The 23,727-nt window shown below is 57.5% G+C and carries 17 protein-coding genes; 8 read left to right on the plus strand and 9 right to left on the minus strand.

What is annotated here, in order from left to right; translation table 11 throughout:
• Positions 1–157: 157 nt before the first annotated feature.
• Together ACM6IR_RS13385 and ACM6IR_RS13390 are read right to left on the minus strand one after the other, a co-directional pair.
• Positions 158–1,288, minus strand: a complete 1,131-nt coding sequence (locus tag ACM6IR_RS13385; RefSeq protein WP_414908137.1) for an RHS repeat-associated core domain-containing protein — start codon at positions 1,286–1,288, stop codon at positions 158–160.
• A gap of 176 nt (positions 1,289–1,464) precedes the next feature.
• Positions 1,465–1,890: a YciI family protein gene (locus tag ACM6IR_RS13390; protein ID WP_414908138.1), complete on the minus strand. Its 426-nt coding sequence runs from the start codon at positions 1,888–1,890 to the stop codon at positions 1,465–1,467.
• Positions 1,891–2,385: 495 nt separating this feature from the next.
• Between ACM6IR_RS13390 and tpx the strand changes: the two genes are divergently transcribed.
• The 5 genes from tpx (at position 2,386) to ACM6IR_RS13415 (ending at position 12,064) form a co-directional block, all read left to right on the plus strand.
• Positions 2,386–2,886, plus strand: coding sequence for a thiol peroxidase (tpx, locus tag ACM6IR_RS13395; protein ID WP_414908139.1), 501 nt, complete (start codon positions 2,386–2,388; stop codon positions 2,884–2,886).
• A 178-nt stretch (positions 2,887–3,064) separates the two neighbouring features.
• Positions 3,065–4,381, plus strand: coding sequence for an MdtA/MuxA family multidrug efflux RND transporter periplasmic adaptor subunit (locus ACM6IR_RS13400; protein ID WP_414908140.1), 1,317 nt, complete (start codon positions 3,065–3,067; stop codon positions 4,379–4,381).
• Positions 4,378–7,482: an MdtB/MuxB family multidrug efflux RND transporter permease subunit gene (locus ACM6IR_RS13405; RefSeq protein WP_414908141.1), complete on the plus strand. Its 3,105-nt coding sequence runs from the start codon at positions 4,378–4,380 to the stop codon at positions 7,480–7,482. Before ACM6IR_RS13400 ends, ACM6IR_RS13405 begins: the two co-directional genes overlap by 4 nt.
• Complete coding sequence (locus ACM6IR_RS13410; protein WP_414908142.1) at positions 7,479–10,586, plus strand: efflux RND transporter permease subunit; 3,108 nt, start codon at positions 7,479–7,481, stop codon at positions 10,584–10,586. The genes ACM6IR_RS13405 and ACM6IR_RS13410 overlap by 4 nt, the downstream gene beginning before the upstream one ends.
• Positions 10,583–12,064, plus strand: coding sequence for an efflux transporter outer membrane subunit (locus tag ACM6IR_RS13415; RefSeq protein WP_414908143.1), 1,482 nt, complete (start codon positions 10,583–10,585; stop codon positions 12,062–12,064). Before ACM6IR_RS13410 ends, ACM6IR_RS13415 begins: the two co-directional genes overlap by 4 nt.
• Positions 12,065–12,222: 158 nt before the next feature.
• Here the strand turns inward: ACM6IR_RS13415 and ACM6IR_RS13420 are convergent, their stop codons facing one another.
• On the minus strand, positions 12,223–12,381 hold the full coding sequence (locus ACM6IR_RS13420) for a hypothetical protein (RefSeq protein WP_414908144.1): 159 nt from the start codon (positions 12,379–12,381) through the stop codon (positions 12,223–12,225).
• Here ACM6IR_RS13420 and ACM6IR_RS13425 point away from each other — a divergent pair.
• On the plus strand, positions 12,374–14,455 hold the full coding sequence (locus ACM6IR_RS13425; protein WP_414908145.1) for a putative bifunctional diguanylate cyclase/phosphodiesterase: 2,082 nt from the start codon (positions 12,374–12,376) through the stop codon (positions 14,453–14,455). The genes ACM6IR_RS13420 and ACM6IR_RS13425 overlap by 8 nt on opposite strands.
• Before the next feature lie 149 nt (positions 14,456–14,604).
• The gene (locus tag ACM6IR_RS13430; RefSeq protein WP_414908146.1) at positions 14,605–15,351 is read left to right on the plus strand and encodes an SDR family oxidoreductase; all 747 of its coding nucleotides are present in this window, start codon (positions 14,605–14,607) and stop codon (positions 15,349–15,351) included.
• 123 nt (positions 15,352–15,474) lie between these two features.
• Here the strand turns inward: ACM6IR_RS13430 and mapR are convergent, their stop codons facing one another.
• The 6 genes from mapR to ACM6IR_RS13460 all read right to left on the minus strand — a co-directional run bounded on the left by mapR (position 15,475) and on the right by ACM6IR_RS13460 (position 21,457).
• A complete protein-coding gene (gene mapR / locus ACM6IR_RS13435; RefSeq protein WP_414908147.1) occupies positions 15,475–16,884 on the minus strand; it encodes a GntR family transcriptional regulator MpaR in 1,410 nt (469 codons plus the stop codon).
• Positions 16,885–16,948: 64 nt separating this feature from the next.
• Entirely contained in the window at positions 16,949–18,379 is a 1,431-nt protein-coding gene (gene ccoG, locus ACM6IR_RS13440) for a cytochrome c oxidase accessory protein CcoG (RefSeq protein ID WP_414908148.1), read from the minus strand.
• A 195-nt stretch (positions 18,380–18,574) separates the two neighbouring features.
• The gene (locus tag ACM6IR_RS13445) at positions 18,575–18,808 is read right to left on the minus strand and encodes a DUF3203 family protein (RefSeq protein ID WP_414908149.1); all 234 of its coding nucleotides are present in this window, start codon (positions 18,806–18,808) and stop codon (positions 18,575–18,577) included.
• Positions 18,809–18,962: 154 nt separating this feature from the next.
• The gene (locus ACM6IR_RS13450; RefSeq protein WP_414908150.1) at positions 18,963–19,694 is read right to left on the minus strand and encodes an ATP-binding cassette domain-containing protein; all 732 of its coding nucleotides are present in this window, start codon (positions 19,692–19,694) and stop codon (positions 18,963–18,965) included.
• Entirely contained in the window at positions 19,694–20,440 is a 747-nt protein-coding gene (locus ACM6IR_RS13455) for an ABC transporter permease (protein ID WP_414908151.1), read from the minus strand. The genes ACM6IR_RS13450 and ACM6IR_RS13455 overlap by 1 nt, the downstream gene beginning before the upstream one ends.
• A gap of 852 nt (positions 20,441–21,292) precedes the next feature.
• Positions 21,293–21,457: a hypothetical protein gene (locus ACM6IR_RS13460; protein WP_414908152.1), complete on the minus strand. Its 165-nt coding sequence runs from the start codon at positions 21,455–21,457 to the stop codon at positions 21,293–21,295.
• Positions 21,458–21,654: 197 nt separating this feature from the next.
• Between ACM6IR_RS13460 and ACM6IR_RS13465 the strand changes: the two genes are divergently transcribed.
• Positions 21,655–23,649, plus strand: a complete 1,995-nt coding sequence (locus tag ACM6IR_RS13465; protein ID WP_414908153.1) for an alpha-1,4-glucan--maltose-1-phosphate maltosyltransferase — start codon at positions 21,655–21,657, stop codon at positions 23,647–23,649.
• Positions 23,650–23,727 lie beyond the last annotated feature (78 nt).

Genomic DNA, 23,727 nt, shown 5'->3' on the forward strand with positions numbered 1-23,727 from the left:
ACAGGCATTTTGTGCCTACAGAAAATCCACTGTGGGCGGCGATTCGACGATGAACGATGACGCGGTGGCGCAGTCTTTCATCAACTCAGCGAAATCAGCGACCTCACGGTCCATTACACTGAAGGTATTGAAGGTCGCAAAAAGGATCCCCGCTCGGTTAATTATTATTTCGGATGGACGCTTGGTGCTCGGCGAGGGCTGTTTCATAAGCTTTTCCGCGATCGTCGTACCTCCCTGCACCGGTATTGTTCCTCTTCATGTATCGACGCATTCTATATTCTGCATAGCTGGGCGGCACTCCCAGAGCGTTTCCTCTCAGGGCGTTCAACGCATCGGTTCTTGCTATTTCGGGTGAAAACTGGTGTATCTGGTTTCGGGACATGTAGTTGTTAAAGTTCCGTGAGGCTAGGTTTTGCTCTAGAGCGTTTAAGTGTTGTGCTGGCAGGGGTGGGGTGTCAGGGAGAAAGCCCGGTTGTAAAAGGCCACCGTGTGCCGCGTTGTAACTTGACTCAAGCAATGAAAACGGGGCATTTCTCACGCTTCGCTGAAGGCCAGATGGATAGGTGAAGTGTGTAAATCCGTTTTCATTGCGAACAGTGGTTCTCAGCCCGTATCGAATGACATTTAAAGTTTCAACTCTGTCGTGGTAACTCTGGTAAAGATGCGTTTCGGGTTTTTTAACCATTGCGAGTCGAGCTCTTGCACGTCCCAACGAAGCAGACAATGAAACTTTTGCTCGCGCCAGTCCTTTAAATAAGGCAAGTGTTACGTGCCCCGTTTCATCACTTCGATTAATCGGATCCCCCAGACAATACGCATACGGATTCAACCCACCACCTCCGAACGGACTCCAACTGTCCGGGCTGTTAAATCGCATCAATACCGGGTTAAACGCCCGATATCCAATGCCCAATAGATAATGTCCAGTCACCGGGTCTCGCCGTTCGCCATTGAATCCGAGCAGGCTCTGCAAGCCACTATTGACGGGGCGATGACCGTAAGGGGAATAGGCGATGGGTGGGGACGGTTGAGAGTCAAGGGTATGCAGCACCGACCGTTGCTGATCGATAGCAAGCAATGTGGCATGCACCGTTGTCCCATTGCACTGTTGCTGTGCGAGAAGTTGATCGTCCTGTTGGAACATCGAGTGATTCGATTGGCCCCCAATTTCTGTGGCCAACCGACTTTTGCAGTAAAAACGTTGAGATTCGGCATCCGTCAGTGACGACGTCCCGACGAGCCGATCCAGTGGGTCGTATGCGTAACGACAAAGCCTGATTTTGCGCATGGCAAACGCTCCCGAGCCCCCTTTGGACAGGGATACTGAGCTTTATCTATTGTGCAGGCGCTGTCTACTAGCAGAACTGATAGGTGTTGTTCGCGATGCATCTCTATCGCGATCGTTGTGGCGTGAGTGCTTGCTCTCCCGCCACGGCAATTTTTACTGATGGATCAATGAAATGCTCAACACTTCTTCCCCTGCCCAAATGCTCGCTCTTCCTGCTCCCGCAATTCCGGCGTTAGCTGCGCACCGAAATCGTCCATTTCAAACACCTGGCGAATCTCGATCTCCGCCTCGGTGCCCGGCATCGGGTTGGGGCAGCGTTTGACCCACTCGATGGCTTCCTCTTTCGACTTCACCTGCCACAGCCAAAAGCCGGCGATCAGTTCCTTGGTTTCGGCAAAGGGACCGTCGATCACCGAGCGTTTTTCACCCGAGAAACGCACGCGGGCGCCTTTGCTGCTGGGGTGCAGGCCCTCGCCCGCGAGAAGGACGCCGGCCTTGGCCAGTTCCTCGTTATAGTTGCCCATTGCGGTCAGCAGATCCTGGCTGGGCATTACACCGGCCTCGGAATCCTGGCTGGCTTTGATGATGATCATGAATCGCATGGTCTTATCTCCTCTGGGTATGAATGGTTTACCGTCTAGTCGAATGAGCGGCGCCCGGATCGACATCGACGTCAACAAAAAAAGTTTAGGGCTGATGGCTAATGCCAGTCAGTTAAGCCGTAACGCGATCTGCTACCAAGAGCGTGTTTCGCCTGAGATTTTCTTAACTGACTGGCATTAGGGCTGGTGGCGGCCTTTCGTCATGTACACCGGGTTGTGGCAGGAGAAGGGGTACGCTGTATCAGTCTGCGTGCGATCCTGTGGGAGCGGGCTTGCTCGCAATAGCGGCATAACATTCAACACGTACAGTGACGGCCATTGCACCATCGCGAGCAAGCTCGTTCCTACAGGGTTTTGTGTTGGCAGTCAGGGTTGTATCCAATTGATGCGGCGATACATCACAATTTGTATCTGGGCATAGGTCGTCGGACCATTTCGTGGTTAACTTCGGCCTCGTCAAAATTCTCTACATCAACGTTCAGAAGGACTCCGTTCATGGCTCAAGTCACTCTTAAAGGCAATCCGGTTCAAGTCAACGGCCAACTGCCACAAGCCGGTTCCAAGGCGCCAGCCTTTTCCCTGGTTGCCGGCAATCTGTCCGATGTGACCCTGGCGAGCTTCGCCGGCAAGCGCAAAGTGCTGAACATTTTCCCGAGCATCGACACCCCGACCTGCGCCACCTCGGTTCGCAAGTTCAACGCGCAAGCCAATGACGTCGCCAACACCGTGGTGCTGTGCATTTCCGCTGACCTGCCGTTCGCCCAGGCCCGCTTCTGCGGCGCTGAAGGTCTGGAAAACGTACAGAACCTGTCGACCCTGCGCGGTGCCGAGTTCATCGAAAACTACGGCGTGGCAATTGCCGATGGTCCACTCAAAGGCCTGACCGCCCGTGCCGTTGTGGTACTGGACGAAAACGACAAAGTGCTGCACAGCGAACTGGTCAGCGAAATCGGTCAAGAACCCAACTACGAAGCCGCGCTTGCCGTTCTGAAATAAGCCCGGTTTTACACTTGTTAACGGCCTGGCTCTGTCCAGGCCGTTTTCATTTGTGATTCAGTGTCTTGGATAAACATCCTGTTACGTAAGCCAAAGGTAAATTGCCGGTAAAGGCGCTTTGCTTAATAGTCGCCAGTGCTTATCGTTCAGCCTCATGTAGAAGAAGCCCACGCGCCCAATGGTTGATCATTCAATGCAATCCTCCGCTTCCCGCAATCCCCGTCGCTGGCTGTTTGGCCTGCTTGTCCTGTTGGTCATCGCGGGGCTGTGCTGGAAATTCTGGCCCGCCGACAGCAGCCATAAAGAGGTTGCAGGGCAAAAAGCCGTCGCCGGGCATACCGGCAGGTCGGGGGCGATGCGTCCGGGGTTCGGCGGGGCGACCGGGCCGGTCCCGGTGCGTGTGGCCCCCGCGGTCAAAGGCGACTTCGCGCTGTACTACAAGGCACTGGGCACCGTCACGGCGCTCAATACCATCAATGTGCGCAGCCGTGTTGGCGGCGAATTGATGAAGATCTCCTTCGAAGAAGGGCAAATGGTCAAGGCGGGGGACTTGCTGGCTGAAATCGACCCACGTCCTTACCAGAACGCCTTGCTTCAGGCCGAAGGCACGTTGTTGCAGAATCAGGCGCAATTGAAAAACGCCCAGCTCGATGTCGAGCGTTATCGCGGCCTGTATCGCGAAGACAGTATCGCCAAGCAGACCCTGGACACCGCCGAAGCACTGGTGGGCCAGTATCAGGGCACGGTCAAGACCAACCAGGCAGCGGTCAACGACGCCAGGCTCAATCTGGAATTCACCCAGATCCGCGCACCGATTTCCGGGCGTGTGGGCCTGCGTCAGCTGGACGTCGGCAATCTGGTGTCGGCCAACGACACGACCGCGCTGGCGATCATCACCCAGACCCAGCCGATCAGTGTGGCGTTCACCTTGCCGGAAAACAGCCTGGAAACCGTGCTGGCCCGATATCGCTCCGGCGCAAAACTGCCGGTCGAAGCCTGGGATCGCGGCGATACCAAATTGCAAGCGAGCGGCGTATTGCAGAGCCTGGATAACCAGATCGACGTGACCACGGGCACGCTGAAATTCAAGGCGCGTTACGAAAACCGCGATCAGTCGTTGTTCCCTAATCAATTCGTCAACGTCCACCTGCTGGCCGATACCCTCAAGGACGTTGTGCTCGCGCCCTCGGCAGCGATCCAGTTCGGCACCAACGGTACGTTCGTCTATGCGCTGGACGGTGACAAGAAGGTCACCATCCGTCAGTTGAAAGTCGGCGCCAGTGACGGCAATAACACGGTGATTATTGAAGGCCTGGCTCCCGGTGACCGGGTGGTCCTGGAAGGCACTGACCGCCTGAAAGAAGGCAGCGAGGTGGAGGTGGTCAACGATACTCAGGACGTACCGACCCCCCCGGCCGGCCACCTGCAGGGGAAATCGGCAGCCGGCGCGACTGACCCGGCAACCACCGACAAGGCGAAAAAGGGCGGCGCATGAACATCTCGCGGCTGTTCATCCTTCGTCCGGTTGCCACCACCCTGAGTATGCTGGCCATTGTGCTGGCCGGCCTCATCGCTTATCGCCTGCTGCCAGTGTCGGCGTTGCCTCAGGTCGACTACCCGACCATCCGCGTCATGACGCTCTATCCCGGTGCCAGTCCGGATGTGATGACCAGCGCCGTGACCGCACCCCTTGAGCGGCAGTTCGGGCAGATGCCCGGCCTGACTCAAATGGCCTCGACCAGTTCTGGCGGCGCTTCGGTGCTGACCTTGCGTTTCAGCCTCGACATCAACATGGACGTCGCCGAGCAACAGGTGCAAGCCGCGATCAACGCCGCGACCAATTTGTTGCCCAAGGACCTGCCGGCGCCGCCGGTGTACAACAAGGTCAACCCGGCGGACACCCCGGTGCTGACCCTTGCCATCACCTCCAAGACCATGCTGCTGCCCAAACTCAACGATTTGGTCGACACCCGCATGGCGCAAAAAATCGCCCAGATCAGCGGCGTCGGGATGGTCAGCATAGCGGGCGGGCAGCGCCAGGCCGTGCGAATCAAGGTCAACCCCGAAGCCCTCGCGGCCAACGGCCTTAACCTGTCGGATGTGCGCACCTTGATTGGTGCGTCCAACGTCAACCAGCCCAAAGGCAACTTTGATGGACCGACCCGGGTCTCGATGCTGGATGCCAACGACCAGCTGACCTCGCCCAAGGACTACGCCAACCTCATCCTCGCCTACGCCAAGGGCGCGCCATTGCGGCTCAAGGACGTGGCAGAGATCGTCGACGGTGCCGAGAACGAACGTCTGGCGGCCTGGGCCAACGAAAACCAGGCGGTGCTGCTGAACATCCAGCGTCAGCCCGGCGCCAACGTCATCGAGGTGGTCGACCGGATCAAGGCGTTGCTGCCGAGCATCACCGACAACCTGCCGGCCGGCCTCGATGTCACGGTCCTTACCGACCGGACCCAGACCATTCGTGCCTCGGTCAAAGACGTGCAACACGAATTGCTCATCGCCATCGCACTGGTGGTGATGGTCACGTTCCTGTTCCTGCGGCGGGCCAGCGCCACGATCATCCCGTCGGTCGCCGTGCCGTTGTCGCTGATTGGCACCTTTGGCGTGATGTACCTCGCGGGTTTCTCGGTCAACAACCTGACCCTGATGGCCCTGACCATCGCCACCGGTTTCGTGGTGGACGATGCGATCGTCATGCTGGAGAACATTTCGCGATTTATCGAAGAGGGCTACAGCCCCTTGAACGCGGCACTCAAGGGCGCCAAGCAGATTGGTTTCACCCTGATTTCCCTGACCCTGTCGCTGATTGCGGTACTGATCCCGCTGCTGTTCATGGCCGACGTAGTAGGGCGCTTGTTCCGCGAATTCGCCATCACCCTGGCGGTCGCGATCCTGATCTCCCTCGTGGTGTCCCTGACCCTGACGCCAATGATGTGCGCGCGTTTGCTCAAGCGAGAACCCAAGGAAGAGCAACAGGGGCGTTTTTACCGCGCAAGTGGTGCCGCAATTGATTGGATGATCGCGGCTTACGGGCGCAAGTTAAAGTGGGTTCTCAAGCATCAACCGCTGACGCTGCTGGTGGCCATCGGCACGCTGGCACTGACCGTGTTCCTTTACACAGTCGTGCCCAAGGGCTTTTTCCCCGTGCAGGACACCGGGGTGATTCAAGGTATTTCCGAAGCGCCGCAGTCGATTTCCTTTGCGGCAATGAGCGAGCGTCAGCAAGCACTGGCCAAGGTCATCCTCGCCGACCCGGCGGTCGAGAGCCTGTCGTCCTACATCGGCGTCGACGGCGACAACGCCACGCTCAACAGTGGTCGCTTGCTGATCAACCTCAAATCCCACAGCGCCCGCAACTTGAGCGCGACCGACGTGATTGCCCGCCTGCAACCGGAACTCGACAAACTGGTCGGCATCCGCCTGTTCATGCAGCCGGTGCAGGACCTGACCATCGAAGATCGGGTCAGCCGCACGCAGTACCAGTTCAGCATGTCATCGCCGGACTCGGAATTGTTGAGCCTGTGGAGCGGTCGCTTGGTGGCGGCATTGGCTCAGCGGCCCGAGCTGACCGACGTCGCCAGCGATTTGCAGGACAAGGGGCTGCAGGTCTATCTGGTGATCGACCGCGATGCGGCGTCGCGGGTCGGCGTGTCGGTATCGAATATCACCGACGCGCTGTACGACGCCTTCGGTCAGCGGCAGATTTCCACCATCTACACCCAGGCCAGCCAGTACCGCGTGGTCCTGCAATCGCAGTCCGGCGAGAAAATCGGCCCCAGTGCGCTGAACCAGATCCACGTCAAGACCACCGATGGTGGACAGGTTCGGCTGTCGAGCCTGGCACATGTCGAAGAGCGTCAGGCGCAATTGGCGATTACGCACATTGGCCAGTTCCCGGCCGTGATGATGTCCTTCAACCTTGCCCACGGCGTGGCTTTGGGGCCGGCGGTGCAGATCATCGATCAGGTGCAGAAAGACATCGGCATGCCGATTGGCGTGCAGACCCAGTTCCAGGGGGCGGCCGAAGCGTTCCAGGCGTCGCTGTCGAGTACCTTGCTGCTGATTCTGGCGGCGGTGGTGACCATGTACATCGTGCTGGGCGTGCTCTACGAGAGCTACATCCACCCGATCACCATTCTCTCGACCTTGCCCTCGGCGGCGGTCGGCGCCTTGCTGGCGTTGCTGTTGAGCGGCAATGACCTGGGGATGATCGCAATCATCGGCATCATCTTGTTGATCGGCATCGTGAAGAAGAACGCGATCATGATGATCGACTTCGCCCTCGACGCTGAGCGCAATCAGGGCATGGACCCGGAGACGGCGATCTATCAGGCGGCGCTGCTGCGTTTCCGGCCGATCCTGATGACCACGCTGGCGGCATTGTTCGGTGCGATGCCGTTGATGCTGGCCACCGGTTCCGGCGCAGAACTGCGCCAGCCGCTGGGTTTGGTGATGGTCGGCGGTTTGTTGGTCAGTCAGGTGCTGACGCTGTTTACCACACCTGTGATCTATCTGTATTTCGACCGCCTCGGCCGGCGCTGGGGCCGCAAGTCTGAGTCCATGGATGCGGTAGAGCAGCCATGAACCTCTCGGGACCTTTCATCAAGCGCCCGGTCGCGACCATGCTGCTGAGCCTGGCGATCATGCTGCTGGGCGGCGTGAGCTTTGGCCTGTTGCCGGTGTCGCCGCTGCCGCAAATGGACTTCCCGGTGATCGTGGTTCAAGCCAGTCTTCCCGGCGCCAGCCCCGAGGTGATGGCCTCGACCGTGGCCACACCGCTCGAACGTTCCTTCGGCGCCATCGCCGGGGTCAACACCATGAGCAGCCGGTCCAGCCAGGGTTCGACCCGGGTGATTTTGCAGTTCGACCTCGACCGCGATATCAACGGCGCGGCGCGAGAAGTACAAGCGGCGATCAACGCCTCGCGCAACCTGCTGCCGAGCGGCATGCGCAGCATGCCGACCTATAAGAAGGTCAATCCGTCCCAGGCACCGATCATGGTGCTGTCGCTGACGTCCGATGTGTTGGAAAAGGGCCAGCTCTACGATTTGGCCTCGACGATTCTGTCCCAGAGCCTGTCCCAGGTGCAGGGCGTCGGTGAAGTGCAAATTGGCGGCAGCTCCTTGCCGGCGGTGCGTATTGAACTCGAACCGCATGCGCTCAGCCAGTACGGCGTGGCGCTCGACGATGTGCGCAACACCATCGCCAATGCCAACGTGCGTCGGCCCAAGGGTTCGGTCGAAGACGACCAGCGTTTGTGGCAGGTTCAGGCCAATGATCAACTGGAAAAAGCCAAGGATTACGAGTCGCTGATCATTCACTACAAAAACGGCGCGGCGCTACGGTTGAAGGATGTGGCCAAGGTCAGTGACGGCGTCGAGGACCGCTACAACAGCGGCTTCTTCAACGATGACGCGGCGGTGCTGCTGGTGATCAACCGTCAGGCCGGTGCCAACATTATCGAGACGGTCAACGAGATCAAGGCCCAATTGCCGGCGTTGCAAGCCGTGCTGCCGGCCAGCGTCAAACTGAACCTGGCAATGGACCGCTCACCCGTGATCAAGGCCACCTTGCACGAGGCGGAAATGACCCTGCTGATTGCCGTGGCGCTGGTGATTCTGGTGGTGTTCCTGTTTCTCGGTAACTTGCGCGCCTCGCTGATTCCTACCCTTGCGGTACCGGTGTCGCTGGTCGGCACCTTTGCGGTGATGTACCTCTATGGGTTCTCGCTGAACAACCTGTCGCTGATGGCGCTGATTCTGGCCACCGGGTTGGTGGTGGACGACGCCATTGTGGTGCTGGAGAACATTTCGCGGCACATCGACAAAGGCGTGCCGCCGATGAAGGCCGCGTATCTGGGGGCTCAGGAGGTCGGCTTCACGCTGCTGTCGATGAACGTCTCGCTGGTGGCGGTGTTCTTGTCGATCCTGTTCATGGGCGGGATCATCGAAAGCCTGTTCCGTGAGTTCTCCATCACGCTGGCAGCGTCCATCGTGGTGTCACTGCTGGTCTCGCTGACATTGACCCCGATGCTCTGCGCCCGCTGGCTCAAGCCGCATACGCCGGGTCAGGAAAATCGCCTGCAACGGGCAAGTCAGCGGGCCAACGAGTGGCTGGTGGGCAAGTATGCGACCAGCCTCGACTGGGTGCTGCGCCACCGTCGCCTGACGTTGCTCAGCCTTCTAGTGACAATTGGCGTTAACATTCTGCTGTATGTGGTTGTTCCTAAAACGTTTCTTCCTCAGCAGGATACCGGCCAGCTGATCGGTTTCGTGCGCGGCGACGACGGCCTGTCGTTCAACGTGATGCAGCCGAAAATGGAGACTTTCCGCCGTGCCGTGCTCAAGGACGAAGCAGTTGAAAGTGTGGCCGGCTTCATCGGTGGCACCAACGGCACCAACAATGCCTTCATGCTGGTGCGTCTGAAGCCGATCAAGGAACGCAACCTGTCCGCGCAGAAAGTCATCGAGCGGCTGCGCAAGGAAATGCCCAAGGTGGCCGGTGCACAACTGATGTTGATGGCGGATCAGGACCTGCAGTTCGGTGGCGGTCGCGAGCAGACCACGTCGCAGTATTCCTACATCCTGCAAAGCGCTGACCTTGGCGAGTTGCGCCAGTGGTATCCGAAGGTCGTGGCCGCGCTCAAGGCCTTGCCGGAGCTGACTGCGATCGATGCCCGCGAGGGACGCGGTGCGCAACAGGTGACCCTGATCGTCGATCGGGATCAGGCCAAGCGCTTGGGTGTCGACATGAACATGGTCACCGCCGTGTTGAACAACGCGTACAGCCAGCGGCAGATTTCGACGATTTACGACAGCCTTAACCAGTATCAGGTGGTTATGGAGGTCAACCCGAAATACGCCCAGGACCCGATCACGCTTAAACAGGTTCAGGTGATCACCGCTGCTGGCGCGCGGATTCCGCTGTCGACCATCGCCCATTACGAAAACAGCCTGGAAGATGATCGCGTCAGTCACGAAGGCCAGTTCGCCTCCGAGAGCATTTCCTTCGACATGGCCGAAGGCGTGACCGTGGAGCAGGGCACAGCCGCCATTGAGCGGGCGATTGCCCGGCTCGGCATGCCGGAAGACGTGATCGTGAAAATGGCCGGTACCGCCGATGCCTTCGCCGCGACTCAAAAAAGCCAACCGTGGATGATTCTTGGCGCGCTGGTGGCGGTGTATCTGGTGTTGGGTGTTCTGTACGAAAGCTACATTCACCCGCTGACGATTCTGTCCACCTTGCCGTCGGCCGGTGTCGGCGCATTGCTGTCGATTTACGCGTTGGGTGGTGAGTTCAGCCTGATCTCACTGCTGGGGCTGTTTTTGCTGATCGGTGTGGTGAAGAAGAACGCGATTCTGATGATCGATCTCGCGCTGCAACTCGAACGCCATCAAGGCCTGGCACCGCTGGAGTCGATTCGCAGTGCTTGCCTGCAACGTCTGCGACCGATTCTGATGACCACCCTGGCGGCGATCCTCGGCGCAGTGCCGTTGCTGCTTAGCCGTGCCGAAGGCGCAGAAATGCGCCAACCGTTGGGCCTGACCATTATCGGCGGGCTGATCTTCAGCCAGGTGCTGACCCTTTACACCACCCCGGTGGTTTACCTCTATCTCGACAAACTGCGCCATCGCTTCAATAAATGGCGTGGGGTGCGAACCGATGCTGCTCTGGAAACTCCGCTATGACTGACCGTTCGCTTATCAATCTAGCCAACCCGTTGATCGCGGGGCGGGGTTCGCGTTTGCTGAGCCTGGCGCTGTGCGTGGCGATGCTCAGCGCTTGCGCGGTTGGCCCGGACTATCAGCGCCCGCAAACCGCCGCGCCGGCGCAATACAAGGAAGCGGCAGGTTGGCGTCAGGCCAGCCCGAGCGATTCCCTGGCACGGGGTGCCTGGTGGGAGCTGTACGGCGATCAGCAACTCAATGGCCTGATCGAGAAACTCAACAGTTCCAACCAGACGGTTGCCCAGTCCGAAGCGCAATACCGCCAGGCCCAGGCTTTGGTGCGCAGCGCCCGTGGTGCATTTTTCCCGACCGTGGACCTGACGGTCGGGAAAAATCGCTCCAGCCAGGGCACCGGTAGCAGCAACTCAAGCCTGACCAGTTCTTCCAGCGGCATTCGTGACACTTACACCGCGCAGGCCGGCGTCAGTTGGGAGGCCGATGTCTGGGGTAAATTGCGCCGTGGGCTCGAAGCCGACACCGCCAACGCCGAGGCCAGTTTTGCCGATCTGGCGGCGATGCGCCTGAGCCAGCAATCGCAACTGGTGCAGAACTACCTGCAACTGCGGGTCATCGATGAACAGAAGCGTCTGCTGGAAGCGACGGTCGAGGCCTATCAGCGTTCACTGACAATGACCGAGAACCAATACCGCGCTGGTGTCTCCGGTAAAAACGCTGTGGCTCAGGCCCAGGCTCAGCTCAAAGGCACTCAAGCTGACCTGGTCGACCTGATCTGGCAGCGTGCCCAATTCGAGAACGCCATCGCTGTTCTGATCGGGCTGGCTCCGGCCGAGTTCAGCCTGGCCGAAACCACGGACATCCCGGCATTGCCGCAGATTCCGCTGAACGTACCTTCGCAGCTGCTGGAACGCCGTCCGGACATTGCTTCCGCCGAGCGCTCGGTGATGGCAGCCAACGCCAATATTGGCGTGGCCAAGGCCGCCTACTACCCGGATCTGACGCTGAGTCTGAACGGTGGCTATAGCAGTAGCACGTATGCGAACTGGTTTAGCCTGCCTAATCGCTTTTGGTCGGTCGGGCCGCAATTGGCCATGACCCTGTTCGACGGCGGCCAGATTTCGGCGCAAGTCGACAGCAGCGTAGCGGCTTACGATCAAACCGTGGCCAAGTACCGCCAGACCGTGCTCGACGGTTTCCGTGAAGTGGAGAATTTTCTGGTCCAGCTCAAGGTGCTGGAAAACGAATCCGAAGTGCGCCAGCAGGCACTGGATGCGGCACGTGAATCCTTGCGTTTGACCCAGAACCAGTACAAGGCCGGGCTGATTGCTTATCTCGATGTGGTGGTGGTTCAGGCTACGGCGTTGAGCAACGAACGCAACATGCTGAACCTGCTGCAAAGTCGCCTGATTGCCAGCGTGCAATTGATTGCGGCATTGGGTGGTGGTTGGGATGGGCAGCTTCAGATGAGTGACAACCGATAAGGATGACACCTCAAGCTGTAGCAGCTGCCGAGCCTGCGAGGCTGCGTTCGACGGCGAAGCCGTCGTGAATTCAGGCGGCGCGGTGTTTCAGGAAGACTGTATGTGCCGGGTTTACGACGGCTCCGCCGTCGAACGCAGCCTCGCAGGCTCGGCAGCTGCTACGGGTGATCGATGTGGCAAACAAGTGTTTTATCAGGTTGATGGCCTTTTGCTAATTTTGTCAGTGCGTTCTTTTGCGCAATCAGTACAATCGCCGCTTTTGCCTCCCCCGGATTGGACGCCGGACGGCGGGTGCTTGCGAGAATTCCAATGCTCATCGGTAGCTATTCCTCCACGCTGGTTGTCATCTCGCTCTTTGTAGCGATTCTTGCCTCCTATACCGCGCTCGACATGACCGGCCGCATCGCCACGGCCAAGGGGCGGGCGGTTCATCTGTGGACGGCGGGCGGTGCGTTTGCAATGGGGGTCGGCGTGTGGTCGATGCATTTCATCGGCATGCTCGCGTTCAAACTGCCCATCGACCTTGGCTACGACCTCGGCATCACGGTGCTGTCGCTGCTGATCGCGATTCTTTCCTGCGGCTTTGCCCTGTGGCTGGTCAGTCAGCCGCGGCTGCCTGCCTGGCGACTGGCGTTCGGTGCGCTGACCATGGGCGCCGGGATCAGTGCCATGCACTACACCGGCATGGCGGCCATGCGCATGCAGCCAGGCATTGATTACGATCCGACACTGTTCGGTACGTCGCTGCTGATCGCGGTCGTTGCGTCGGGCGCGGCGTTATGGATCGCCTTTCGACTGCGACAGCACACGCCCTATGTTGGACTGATCCGCGGTGGCGCGGCGGTGGTCATGGGCTTCGCCATTGTCGGTATGCACTACACCGCCATGGCGGCGGCCCGCTTCCCGGATGGCAGTTTCTGTGGTGCGGCCATCAGCGGCCTGAACGGCAAGGGCCTGGACAGCCTGGTGCTGATCACCACCCTGGCCGTGTTGAGCATTGCCCTGTTGACCTCGATTCTCGATGCGCGTCTGGAGGCCCGCACCGCCAGCCTTGCCGACTCGTTGACCGAGGCCAATCGCGAGCTGACCCAACTGGCGTTGCACGACACCCTGACCGGCCTGCCGAATCGGGTATTGCTGGCCGATCGCATCGATCAGGCAATGTCGAGAGTGCAGGAGCAGGGCGGCTGTTTTGCCTTGATGTTCATCGATCTGGACGGTTTCAAACCGGTCAACGATGCCTTCGGCCATCACATGGGCGATCAGTTGTTGCGCGAAGTCGGCCTGCGACTGCGTGAGGATTTGCGCAGCCAGGACACGCTTGCGCGAATCGGCGGGGATGAGTTTGTGCTGCTGGTGCAACTCGGCGAGCAGAACGACGCATTGAGTCTGGCGGCCCGTCAGGTCGGGTTGATCGGGCGCTCGTTCCAGGTCGCCGAACATGACTTGCAGATATCTGCCAGCGTGGGCATCGCGCTGTATCCGGGCAATGGCCAAACCGCCCAGGAATTGCTGATGAACGCCGACGCGGCGATGTATCACGCCAAGGGTGCAGGCAAAAATGGTTACAGCTTCTTTGACGCTTCGATGAACAGCAACGCGCGCAAACAACTGCAATTGCTGCAAGACTTGCGCGCTGCCCTCGATCAACAGCAATTCAGCCTCTATTACCAGCCCAAGTTCGACGCCAGCAACGGCCGGCCGGTGGGCGCCGAGGCGTTATTGCGCTGGGAGCATCCGACCCAGGGCATGTTGCTGCCAGACAAGTTCATCGAACTTGCGGAGAAAACCGGGCTGATCATTCCGATTGGCGAGTGGGTGCTGAACGAAGCCTGCCGTCAGATGCGTGAGTGGTATGTTCTCGGGTATACCGACTGGCGCATCGCGGTGAACCTCTCGGCCTTGCAGTTCTGCCACGTCGGTTTGGTCCAGAGCGTCGCCAAGGCACTGGCTACTCACCGTTTGCCGGCCAACAGCCTGACGCTCGAAATCACCGAAACCACCGCCATGAGCGATGCCGATGCGAGCATGACGGTGCTTCAGGAGTTGTCGGAAATGGGCGTTGACCTTTCCATCGATGACTTTGGCACCGGCTATTCGAGCTTGATGTACCTCAAGCGCCTACCGGCCAACGAGCTGAAAATCGACCGGGGTTTTGTTCGCGATCTGGAACGTGACAGCGATGACGCCGCCATCGTTTCCGCGATCGTCGCCCTCGGCCAGGCGTTGGGTTTGCGAATTGTCGCCGAAGGCGTGGAAACCGACGTTCAGCAGGACTTCCTGACCCAACTCGGGTGCGATTCGTTGCAGGGTTACCTGCTCGGCCACCCGTTACCGGCCGACCGGTTCATGGTGGATATTCTCCGTGCAGAACGCCTGGTAACGGCCTAAAGACTCCCGTAGCAGCTGCCGAGCTGCGCGAGGCTGCGTCCGGAGGCGCAGCCTCGCGCAGCTCGGCAGCTGCTACGGACCATGCAAAAAACGGCAATGGCGGTTATTCTTTGCCCCGACCGCTTACGCTTGGAACGGGGAACGCTCACATGGACAAAGTCATCGTCATCACTGGCGGCAGCCGCGGCATCGGTGCCGCCACAGCCCTGTTGGCCGCCGAACAAGGCTATCGGGTCTGTATCAACTATCTGGCCGATGAACAGGCCGCGCTGCGAGTGCTGGAGCAAGTCCGCGCCTTGGGGGCCCAAGCCATCGCAGTACGTGCCGATGTCAGCATCGAAGACGAAGTGATCGGTCTGTTCCATCGCGTGGACACTGAACTCGGCCGGGTCACGGCGCTGGTGAACAACGCCGGCACCGTGGGGCACAAGTCCCGGGTCGACGAAATGTCCGAATTTCGCATCCTCAAAATCCTGACAACCAACGTCCTGGCGCCGATCCTCTGCGCCAAGCACGCGATCCTGCGCATGTCGCCCAGGCATGGCGGGCAGGGCGGTAGCATCGTCAATGTGTCATCGGTCGCCGCACGCCTGGGCGCGCCCAACGAATACGTCGACTACGCCGCGTCCAAAGGTGCACTCGACACCTTTACCATCGGCTTGTCCAAGGAAGTGGCCGGTGAAGGCATCCGCGTCAACGCCGTGCGGCCGGGTTACATCTACACCGACTTCCATGCGTTGAGCGGTGATCCGGATCGGGTCAGCAAGCTAGAGTCGGCGATTCCAATGGCCCGGGGTGGCCGGCCGGATGAAGTGGCGGAGGCGATTGTGTGGTTGTTGTCGGACAAGGCTTCTTATGCGACCGGCACGTTTGTTGATCTGGGTGGTGGGCGTTAATCCTCAAGATTTGCGTTATCTGTTATGGCCTCATCGCGAGCAAGCTCGCTCCCACAGGGGAATACGATCACCTGTGGGAGCGAGCTTGCTCGCGATGGCGTCAGTCGGAACACTACAAAACATTCAGAACGACCGCACAATCCTGCCCAACGTCTCCATCGCCTTCTCCGCCGCTTCATCCCACGGGCTGCCATAGTTCAACCGAATGCAATTCCTGAACCGCTGCGTCGGTGAAAAAATCGGCCCCGGCGCGATGCTGATTCCCTGCGCCAATGCCATCTGGAATAACTTCAACGAATCCATCTGTGGCGGCAACTCCAGCCACAAAAAATAGCCGCCAGCCGGCTGACTCACGCGCGTCTGCGCCGGAAAGTAGCGGGCGATGGCCGCGAGCATTGCGCTTTGCTGTTCTTCCAGTGCGTAACGCAACTTACGCAGATGCCGGTCATAGCCGCCGTGCTGCAAGTAATCGGCAATGGCGGCCTGGGCCGGCATCGAGGCGCAGAGCGAAGTCATGAGTTTCAGGCGTTCAATCTTCTGCGCGTAACGACCGGCAGCGACCCAGCCGATGCGGTAACCGGGCGCGAGGCTTTTGGCAAAGGAGCCGCAATGCATCACAAGCCCTTCGGTGTCGAAGGCTTTCGCCGGTTTCGGCGCTTGTTGCCCGTAATAGAGTTCGGCGTAGACGTCGTCTTCGATCAGCGGCACTTGATGGCTGCGTAACAGCGCCACCAGTTCCTGTTTCTTCGACTCGGGCATGGTCGCGCCCACGGGGTTCTGGAAACTGGTCATGCACCAGCACGCCTTGATCGGGTGGCGTTCGAGCGTCTGGGCGAGTACGCCAAGGTCAATGCCGTCACGCGGGTGCACGGGAATTTCCACGGCTTTGAGTTTCAGCCGTTCCAGTATTTGCAGGCAGGCGTAGAACGCCGGGGCTTCGATGGCCACCAGGTCGCCGGGCTCGGTCACCGCTTGCAGGCACAGGTTCAGGGCTTCGAGGGCGCCGTTGGTGATCAGCAGTTCTTCCATGGGCAGCATCAGGCCACCGACCATGTAGCGCAGGGCGATTTGCCGACGCAGCTGCGGGTTGCCCGGCGACATGTCGGTGACGACCATGCGCGGGTCCATCTCCCGGGAAGCGCTCGCCAAAGATCGCGACAACCGCTGCAAGGGAAACAGGGACGGGCTGGGGAACGCTGAGCCGAAGGGGACGGTGTTCGGGTCCTTGATGGAGTCGAGCACCGAAAACACCAGTTCGCTGACGTCGACTTCGGTGGATTCGTTGACCTGGCTGCTGATCACAGGCTCTGAAAACGGGCTCGGTGCATGAGCGTTGACGAAGTAGCCGGAACGCGGTCGGGCGCGGATCAACCCGCGACGCTCGAGCAGGTAATAGGCCTGGAACACCGTGGACGGGCTGACCCCATAGGTCTGACTGGCGTAACGCACCGAAGGCACGCGCTGGCCAGGGCCGAGGACGCCGGAGCGGATCAGTTCAGCGATGTCGTCGGCGAATTTTTCGTAGCGTTTCATCGAGTGCCTGGATTGATTTCATTCTGGAAGATCGAGTCGCCTTTTTCGCGAGCAGTCTAAGTGATCAACGATTCATCGGCGCGACAAACCGGCTTTTCGCCACGCTATAAATATCCGGCTCATCACTGTCGACAATCTTGAAGCTGATCGTCTGCGAGCTACTGCTTGGCCGCTGCGCCGTCATCGCCACCGACACCGGTACGTCCACAATTTCACCGGCTGCCAGGCTCAGCTCAGTCTTGCCTTGCAGCTGGAAGCCGTCGCCATTGACCAGGCTCAGCCGGTAGCCCTGACGTTGCTGGGTTTTGTTGATGACCTTCAAGCTGTAGATGTTTTCGATCTGTCCCTGACTGTTCTCGCGGAACAGACCCCGGTCCTTGCTCACATCCAGCGACACCATCGGCCGTTCCACCAACGCCAATGCAAGCGCCCCGATCATCAGCAACAGCACGGCGCTGTAGCCGATCAGTCGTGGGCGCAGCAGGCGAGTCTTGCCGCCCTGCAACTGATGCTCCGAGGTATAGCTGATCAGCCCTCGGGCGTAGCCCATTTTGTCCATGATCGAATCACAGGCGTCGATGCACGCCGCACACCCGATGCACTCCATCTGCAAACCATCGCGGATGTCGATGCCGGTCGGACAGACCTGCACGCAGAGCTGGCAGTCGACGCAATCGCCGAGGCCGGCTTCGGCAGGTTTCACCTCACGTTTACGCGGACCACGGTTTTCGCCGCGGGCGACGTCGTAGGAAATGGTCAGGGTGTCTTTGTCGAACATCACACTCTGGAACCGTGCATACGGACACATGTGCATGCACACCGCTTCACGCAGCCAGCCGGCATTGATGTAAGTCGCGCCGGTGAAGAACAGCACCCAGAACAGGCTGACACCGCCCATTTGCAAGGTCAGCAGCTCTTCGGCCAGCGGCCTGATCGGCGTGAAGTAACCGACGAAGGTCAGGCCGGTGAGCAGGCTGATGGCCAGCCACAGCGTGTGTTTGGCCGAGCGGCGGATCAATTTGTTCAGGTCCCAGGGCGCGGCTTGCAGTTTGATGCGCTGGTTGCGCTCGCCTTCGGTGATTTTCTCGCACCACATGAAAATCCAGGTCCAGGAACTCTGCGGGCAGGCGTAACCGCACCAGACCCTGCCGGCAAACACGGTGATCGCAAACAGGCCAAACGCAGCAATGATCAGCAGCGCTGACAGCAGAATGAAATCCTGCGGCCAGAAGGTCGCACCAAAGATGTGGAATTTGCTTTCGCAAAGGTCCCAGAGCACCGCCTGGCGACCGCCCCAGTTCAACCACACCGTGCCAAAGAACAGCAAAAACAGAAACCCCGCACCGCTCATGCGCAAGGTACGGAACAGACCGGTGAAACTGCGGGTGTGGATCAGGTTGTCGCTGGACTTGGCCTTCATCTTTGGACGCGAAGGCTCAAAGTTCTGTACTAAAGGGGCGCTTTCAACTATTCGGACGGGGATTCTATCGCTCATGGTCTTTCGCTCATCAGCCTCCATCAGGCCAGAGCACTATGAGCGGCGATCTGTTTGCATAACAGACTCAGGTATTGCAATAAAAAGCGGATCAGATGCGCGCTGATCCCCTGCCTGCGACAAGTTGATGCACCCGCCATTGCAGGATACGGGTGCCTGAATCAGGCACCGGTGAGTGTTACTGATCTGCATCCGTCAAATCACCGAACCACTGTCGGTTGCCTTCAAATGTTTACGACCGTCAACGGCGCCTGCTACGGTCAATGCGTCGGCTTCTGCTTCGGTGATGTAAAAGCGCTGGCCGTTGATTTCCACCGCGGACATGGCTTTTTCCGAGTCGGTGATGATGGTCACGTCGGGGCACAGACGAATTTCTTCGCCGTCCTCGGTGATGAAGAAGCAGGCCTGGTTTTCGATGCGCACGGGCATGGAGAGGTCCTTTTTTGCTGGTCCTACTGTGTTAGGGCGCATCCGCCGGACATCGTTCGGTGCAACCGATTAATGGTCGGTGAGACGTACCCTTCACGGGACAGCACCGTGAGCGCGCGGTGGCATGGGGTTTGATTTAATGGTTGGTGTTCTTCTATTTTAGGGGGCGCATTTTGAACGTTGGCGCAGTTACAGCGCGGATAAACGCGTCATCTACAGTTTTAGCTCCATACTTGCGCATAAACTCTGAGGCACTAGCAAAGCGATTGAATCGTTGTTGGCTTATCATATAAAAATAAGAGCAGTTATTTACTACTTCGTCTACATTGTGGGAAGAGACCAGAATAGCAGTGCCTTCTCTGGCTGCTCCATGTAGGCATTGCCAAATATAATGTCGAAATTCAGGGTCCACGCCGGCGGTAGGCTCATCGAGAATCACGAAGTCAGTAGAAATGGATAATAGTGAAAGTGTGAAGAACCATCGCGTCTCCCCATAACTGCACAATGAGGATTTTTTGTTCCAGATTTCCTTGTATCGATCAACTATGGAAGGACTCCAAAAACTTAATTTCTCCAGCGCTCGGGATTGTGTAATATGTTCGTCTGAAGACAGCGAAGTGACCATCTTGAATATATCGCGCATACGTAGAGAAGGTGGTGTTGTAACTATTTGAGATAGGTAAACAAAGTTGGAAAAATCATTTTTAATAAAGCCGGATTTTACCGTTTTCAGTTCACAAGCAATATCGAAAAATGTAGTCTTTCCTGATCCGTTTGGGCCTAAGATGCCTACAATGGAACCTTCGGTAATGTCAAGAGATGCCTGGTCGAAAAGTATTTTTTCTTCATAGGAGAAGTCAATGCATTTCGCGCTAAATTGGTTCATCAGTATCGGCTCCAAACAGGGTTGATTTTTAAATACTTTATTAGTCCAAAAGAAGATGCGATAAATAAAAATATTATTAGCAAGATCGTGGGTTTGTTAAGGCTCAAGTCGTCGGCCATTAATTGATTTGCAATCGTCAGCGGGTTCGCCAGGTTTATGCTGTCGATAATGTTATTCGCTCTACTAGCCCCCATTACTCCGAGGATAAGCATGCAGAATGAACAAATCGATATCAGCGTATTAGCGTTTTGAAAATTAATTGGCGGCAGCGTGAATAGGACACCTAAACTGCAAAACATGATAAAGCAAATGTAGAAGCGCAGAGTGATACTCAGAAATTCATTGAGTTCATAGTTGCCGAAAGGAAGTTTGGTCACTAGGTAGAAAGTTAAGCAGTATGCAATCGAAATCAATGAGTAAGCAAGGAAGTGCGAGTAGAGGAATATGGCTCTTGATTTTTTTGAGTAGATGAATGATCGAATAAAGCCACTTTCTCTTCTCCCTATAATATAAAAAGCAAACCCAAATAACGCGACGCTAGATGAGATGTACGCATAAAACCATGCCGCCGCAGCAGTGTAATCGCTTTGGTAATAGTTGGCATCTTGCCTCGTTATTGCAAAAAAATAGAAGAGTGCGCAAGGTGAAATCATAATCCAGAAAAAAGCAATGGGTTCTTTTAGCTGTTCCTTTATGAATAGGCCTACGAGAGTAAAAACTCTTGAGTGTACATTTTTATTCATCATTGCTAGTCCTATGGAAATGGAACCATTTTCTCTTTTCGATCTAAATCAATGGACGCAAAAAAAGAGGCGGAGTAATCATTATCCAGGTTTATATTTTTTGAATTATCCATGTGCATGAATAAAGATGGGGAGATGAATTTGCAGAATGTATAGGTTGAGTTATTCAGTTGTCACCGCAACCTCCTTGTCCTCCGGAGGCGCCAACCATCTGCTGGTTAGTGTTTGGCTAAAGTCATTTCTAAAGTTGAAGAGTACTTTGCCGGGTTTTCGTTTTTCATGTTTGTTTGTCACTCGTCGTATTTGCCGCTCGGTGTTAAGTGATGCTGTTAGATTTAGATGGTTGCAGTCTCAATTGCAAACGGGCGAATAATCGCTTGTAGGAAATATCATTCAACTAAATAGGAGTATTCATGCAGAAAAATTGGAGGGCTATTTGTTTGCTTTAGTGTTTAAAAGTCCACGTGGTGCAAATGGTTGATTGGAAACGCTTTAAAAAACTGTGTTTTGGGCTTCATCCAACTTAAGAATATTGGAGTAATACTGAACACGCATGTCTGTAGGACGGAGTAAGAAGATTCCTTCTCTACAGGCGTACTTTTGGAACGGAGCAATGATTTTTTATGAAAGAAAGCGACAGGCGGTCGCCTCGACAGGGTGGGGAAGCCGCAAGTCGCATTCAATTAGGTGCGCCCGGTGTAAGGGGCTAGTCAGCGTGATGCCGAGGATAGTGAAGATGCTTGAGAAGGACCGCGACCCCCAGTAGGAGCTGCCGAAGGCTGCGATCTTTTGATCTTTTGATCCACGAAGCACCGAGATCAAGATCAAAAGATTGCAGCCTTCGGCAGCTCCTACTTACGGATTCACAATCACCGGCGGCACTGCGCTTGGCGGTTCCTCCCGCGCTGGCGCGGTCGTGCCGGGCGGGTCTTGCTCTGGCACGGGTTGCGGCTCCGTGGGTGGGACGGCGGGTTCATCGATGTTCGGATCCGGTGTTTCCGGTGGGATCGGAATACTCATTGTTAAAGCCTCCGGGTGGCACATGGCGCAAGTCGTGCTTTAGTTGGTTGACCACCGCGCGAAGGAATTGATTCCCCCAGTGGCTTCAGGCAAATCCCCGTGAACTTTTACCGCCGTCTGCCGCTCGGAACCTAAGTGAGTTGTTTCACGGAACATCAGACACAAGAGCGTCCATGGGGCGTAAGGAGAGATGCTCGATGACTGCTGAAAAACCGACAGAGCTGAACTACAACCCTCATATGCCGCTGTCGCAGGCGTTGCTGCTGCCGCGTATCGTGATTGAAAACACCATGCCAACCCTTGATGGCGGGCAGTTTGCCGCTAAAGCCGTGGTCGGTCAGGACGTGGTGGTGACCAGCAAGGTGTTTGCCGATGGTCACGACAAACTGGCAGTGCGCATCCGCTGGCGCGCCGAGGTCGATGAGACTTGGCAGAGCGAAGTGATGAGCGAGCTCGGCAATAACGGCTGGCAGGGCCAGTTCCGTGTGGTGCGCCAGGGCCGTTATGTGTTTTGCATTGAGGCCTGGATCGATCAGTTCGCCAGTTTTTGTTATGAGCTGGAAAAAAAGCACGCGGCGCGGGTACCGGTCAGCCTTGAGCTGCAGGAAGGGCGAACCCTGGTGCAGCAGGCGGCCGAGCGCACGGATGGTTCGCTGAGCGAGGATCTGGCGGCGTTGCACCTTGAACTGACCGGGCTGCTCGAAACCGAGCAGGTCGCGCTGTTTCTGCACCCGCGTAGTGCGGAGCTGATGGCCCAGGCCAATCACCGCGCCTACGTGAGTCTCAGTCCCGAGTATCCGCTGGAGGTCGAACGGGAGCTGGCGCAGTTCGCCAGTTGGTATGAATTGTTTCCGCGCTCGATCACTGACGATGCGGCTCGCCATGGCACCTTCAACGATGTGCATTCGCGACTGCCGATGATTCAGGACATGGGCTTCGATGTCCTGTACTTCCCGCCGATCCACCCGATTGGTCGCAGCTACCGTAAAGGCCCGAACAATTCCCTGACTGCCGGCCCGGACGATCCGGGCAGTCCGTACGCTATCGGCAGCGAAGACGGTGGGCATGAAGCTATTCTCTCGGAACTGGGGACCCGCGAAGACTTTCGCAAGTTGGTGGCGGCAGCGGCTGACCATGGCCTGGAAATCGCCCTCGATTTCGCGATCCAGTGTTCTCAGGATCACCCGTGGCTCAAGCAGCATCCAGGCTGGTTCAACTGGCGGCCGGACGGCACGATCAAATACGCCGAAAACCCGCCGAAAAAGTATCAGGACATCGTCAACGTCGATTTCTACGCCGTCGAAGCGATCCCCAGCCTTTGGGTCGAATTGCGCGACATTGTGGTGGGGTGGGTCGAGGAGGGCGTGAAGCTCTTTCGCGTCGACAACCCTCATACCAAACCGCTGCCATTCTGGCAGTGGCTGATCGCGGATGTGCGAGCGCTGTACCCCGACGTAATTTTCCTCGCTGAAGCCTTTACCACGCCGGCGATGATGGCGCGGTTGGGTAAGGTCGGTTATTCCCAGAGCTACACCTACTTCACCTGGCGCAATACCAAGAACGAACTGGCGACGTATTTCACCGAACTCAACGAGTCACCGTGGCGCGAATGCTTCCGCCCGAACTTCTTCGTCAACACCCCGGACATCAACCCGGCGTTTTTGCATGAGTCCGGCCGTGCGGGATTTTTGATCCGCGCGGCGCTCGCGACCATGGGCTCCGGTTTGTGGGGCATGTATTCGGGCTTTGAACTTTGTGAGGCTGCGCCGGTGCCGGGCAAAGAGGAATACCTCAACTCGGAAAAGTATGAAATCCGTCCACGGGACTTCAACGCGCCGGGCAACATCATTGCCGAGATCGCCCAGCTCAATCGCATTCGCCGACAGAACCCGGCACTGCACACGCATTTGGGTTTGAAGGTCTACAACGCCTGGAACGACAACATTCTGTATTTCGGCAAACGCAGCGCGGACGGCAGCAACTTCATTCTGGTGGCGGTCAGTCTTGACCCGCATAACGTTCAGGAAGCGAATTTCGAATTGCCGCTATGGGAAATGGGCTTGCCTGATGACGCCAGCACCCAGGGTGAAGACCTGATGAACGGCCACCGCTGGACGTGGCACGGCAAGTACCAGTTCATGCGGATTGATCCGGCATACCAGCCGTTCGGGATTTGGCGGATTACCGCATAGACACAGAACCTGTGGGAGCGAGCTTGCTCGCGATAGCAAATTGGCGGGCAACACATCTGTTGGATGTTCGATTGCCAT

The organism is Pseudomonas sp. IT-P253, assembly GCF_949768125.1.
GTDB lineage: Bacteria > Pseudomonadota > Gammaproteobacteria > Pseudomonadales > Pseudomonadaceae > Aquipseudomonas.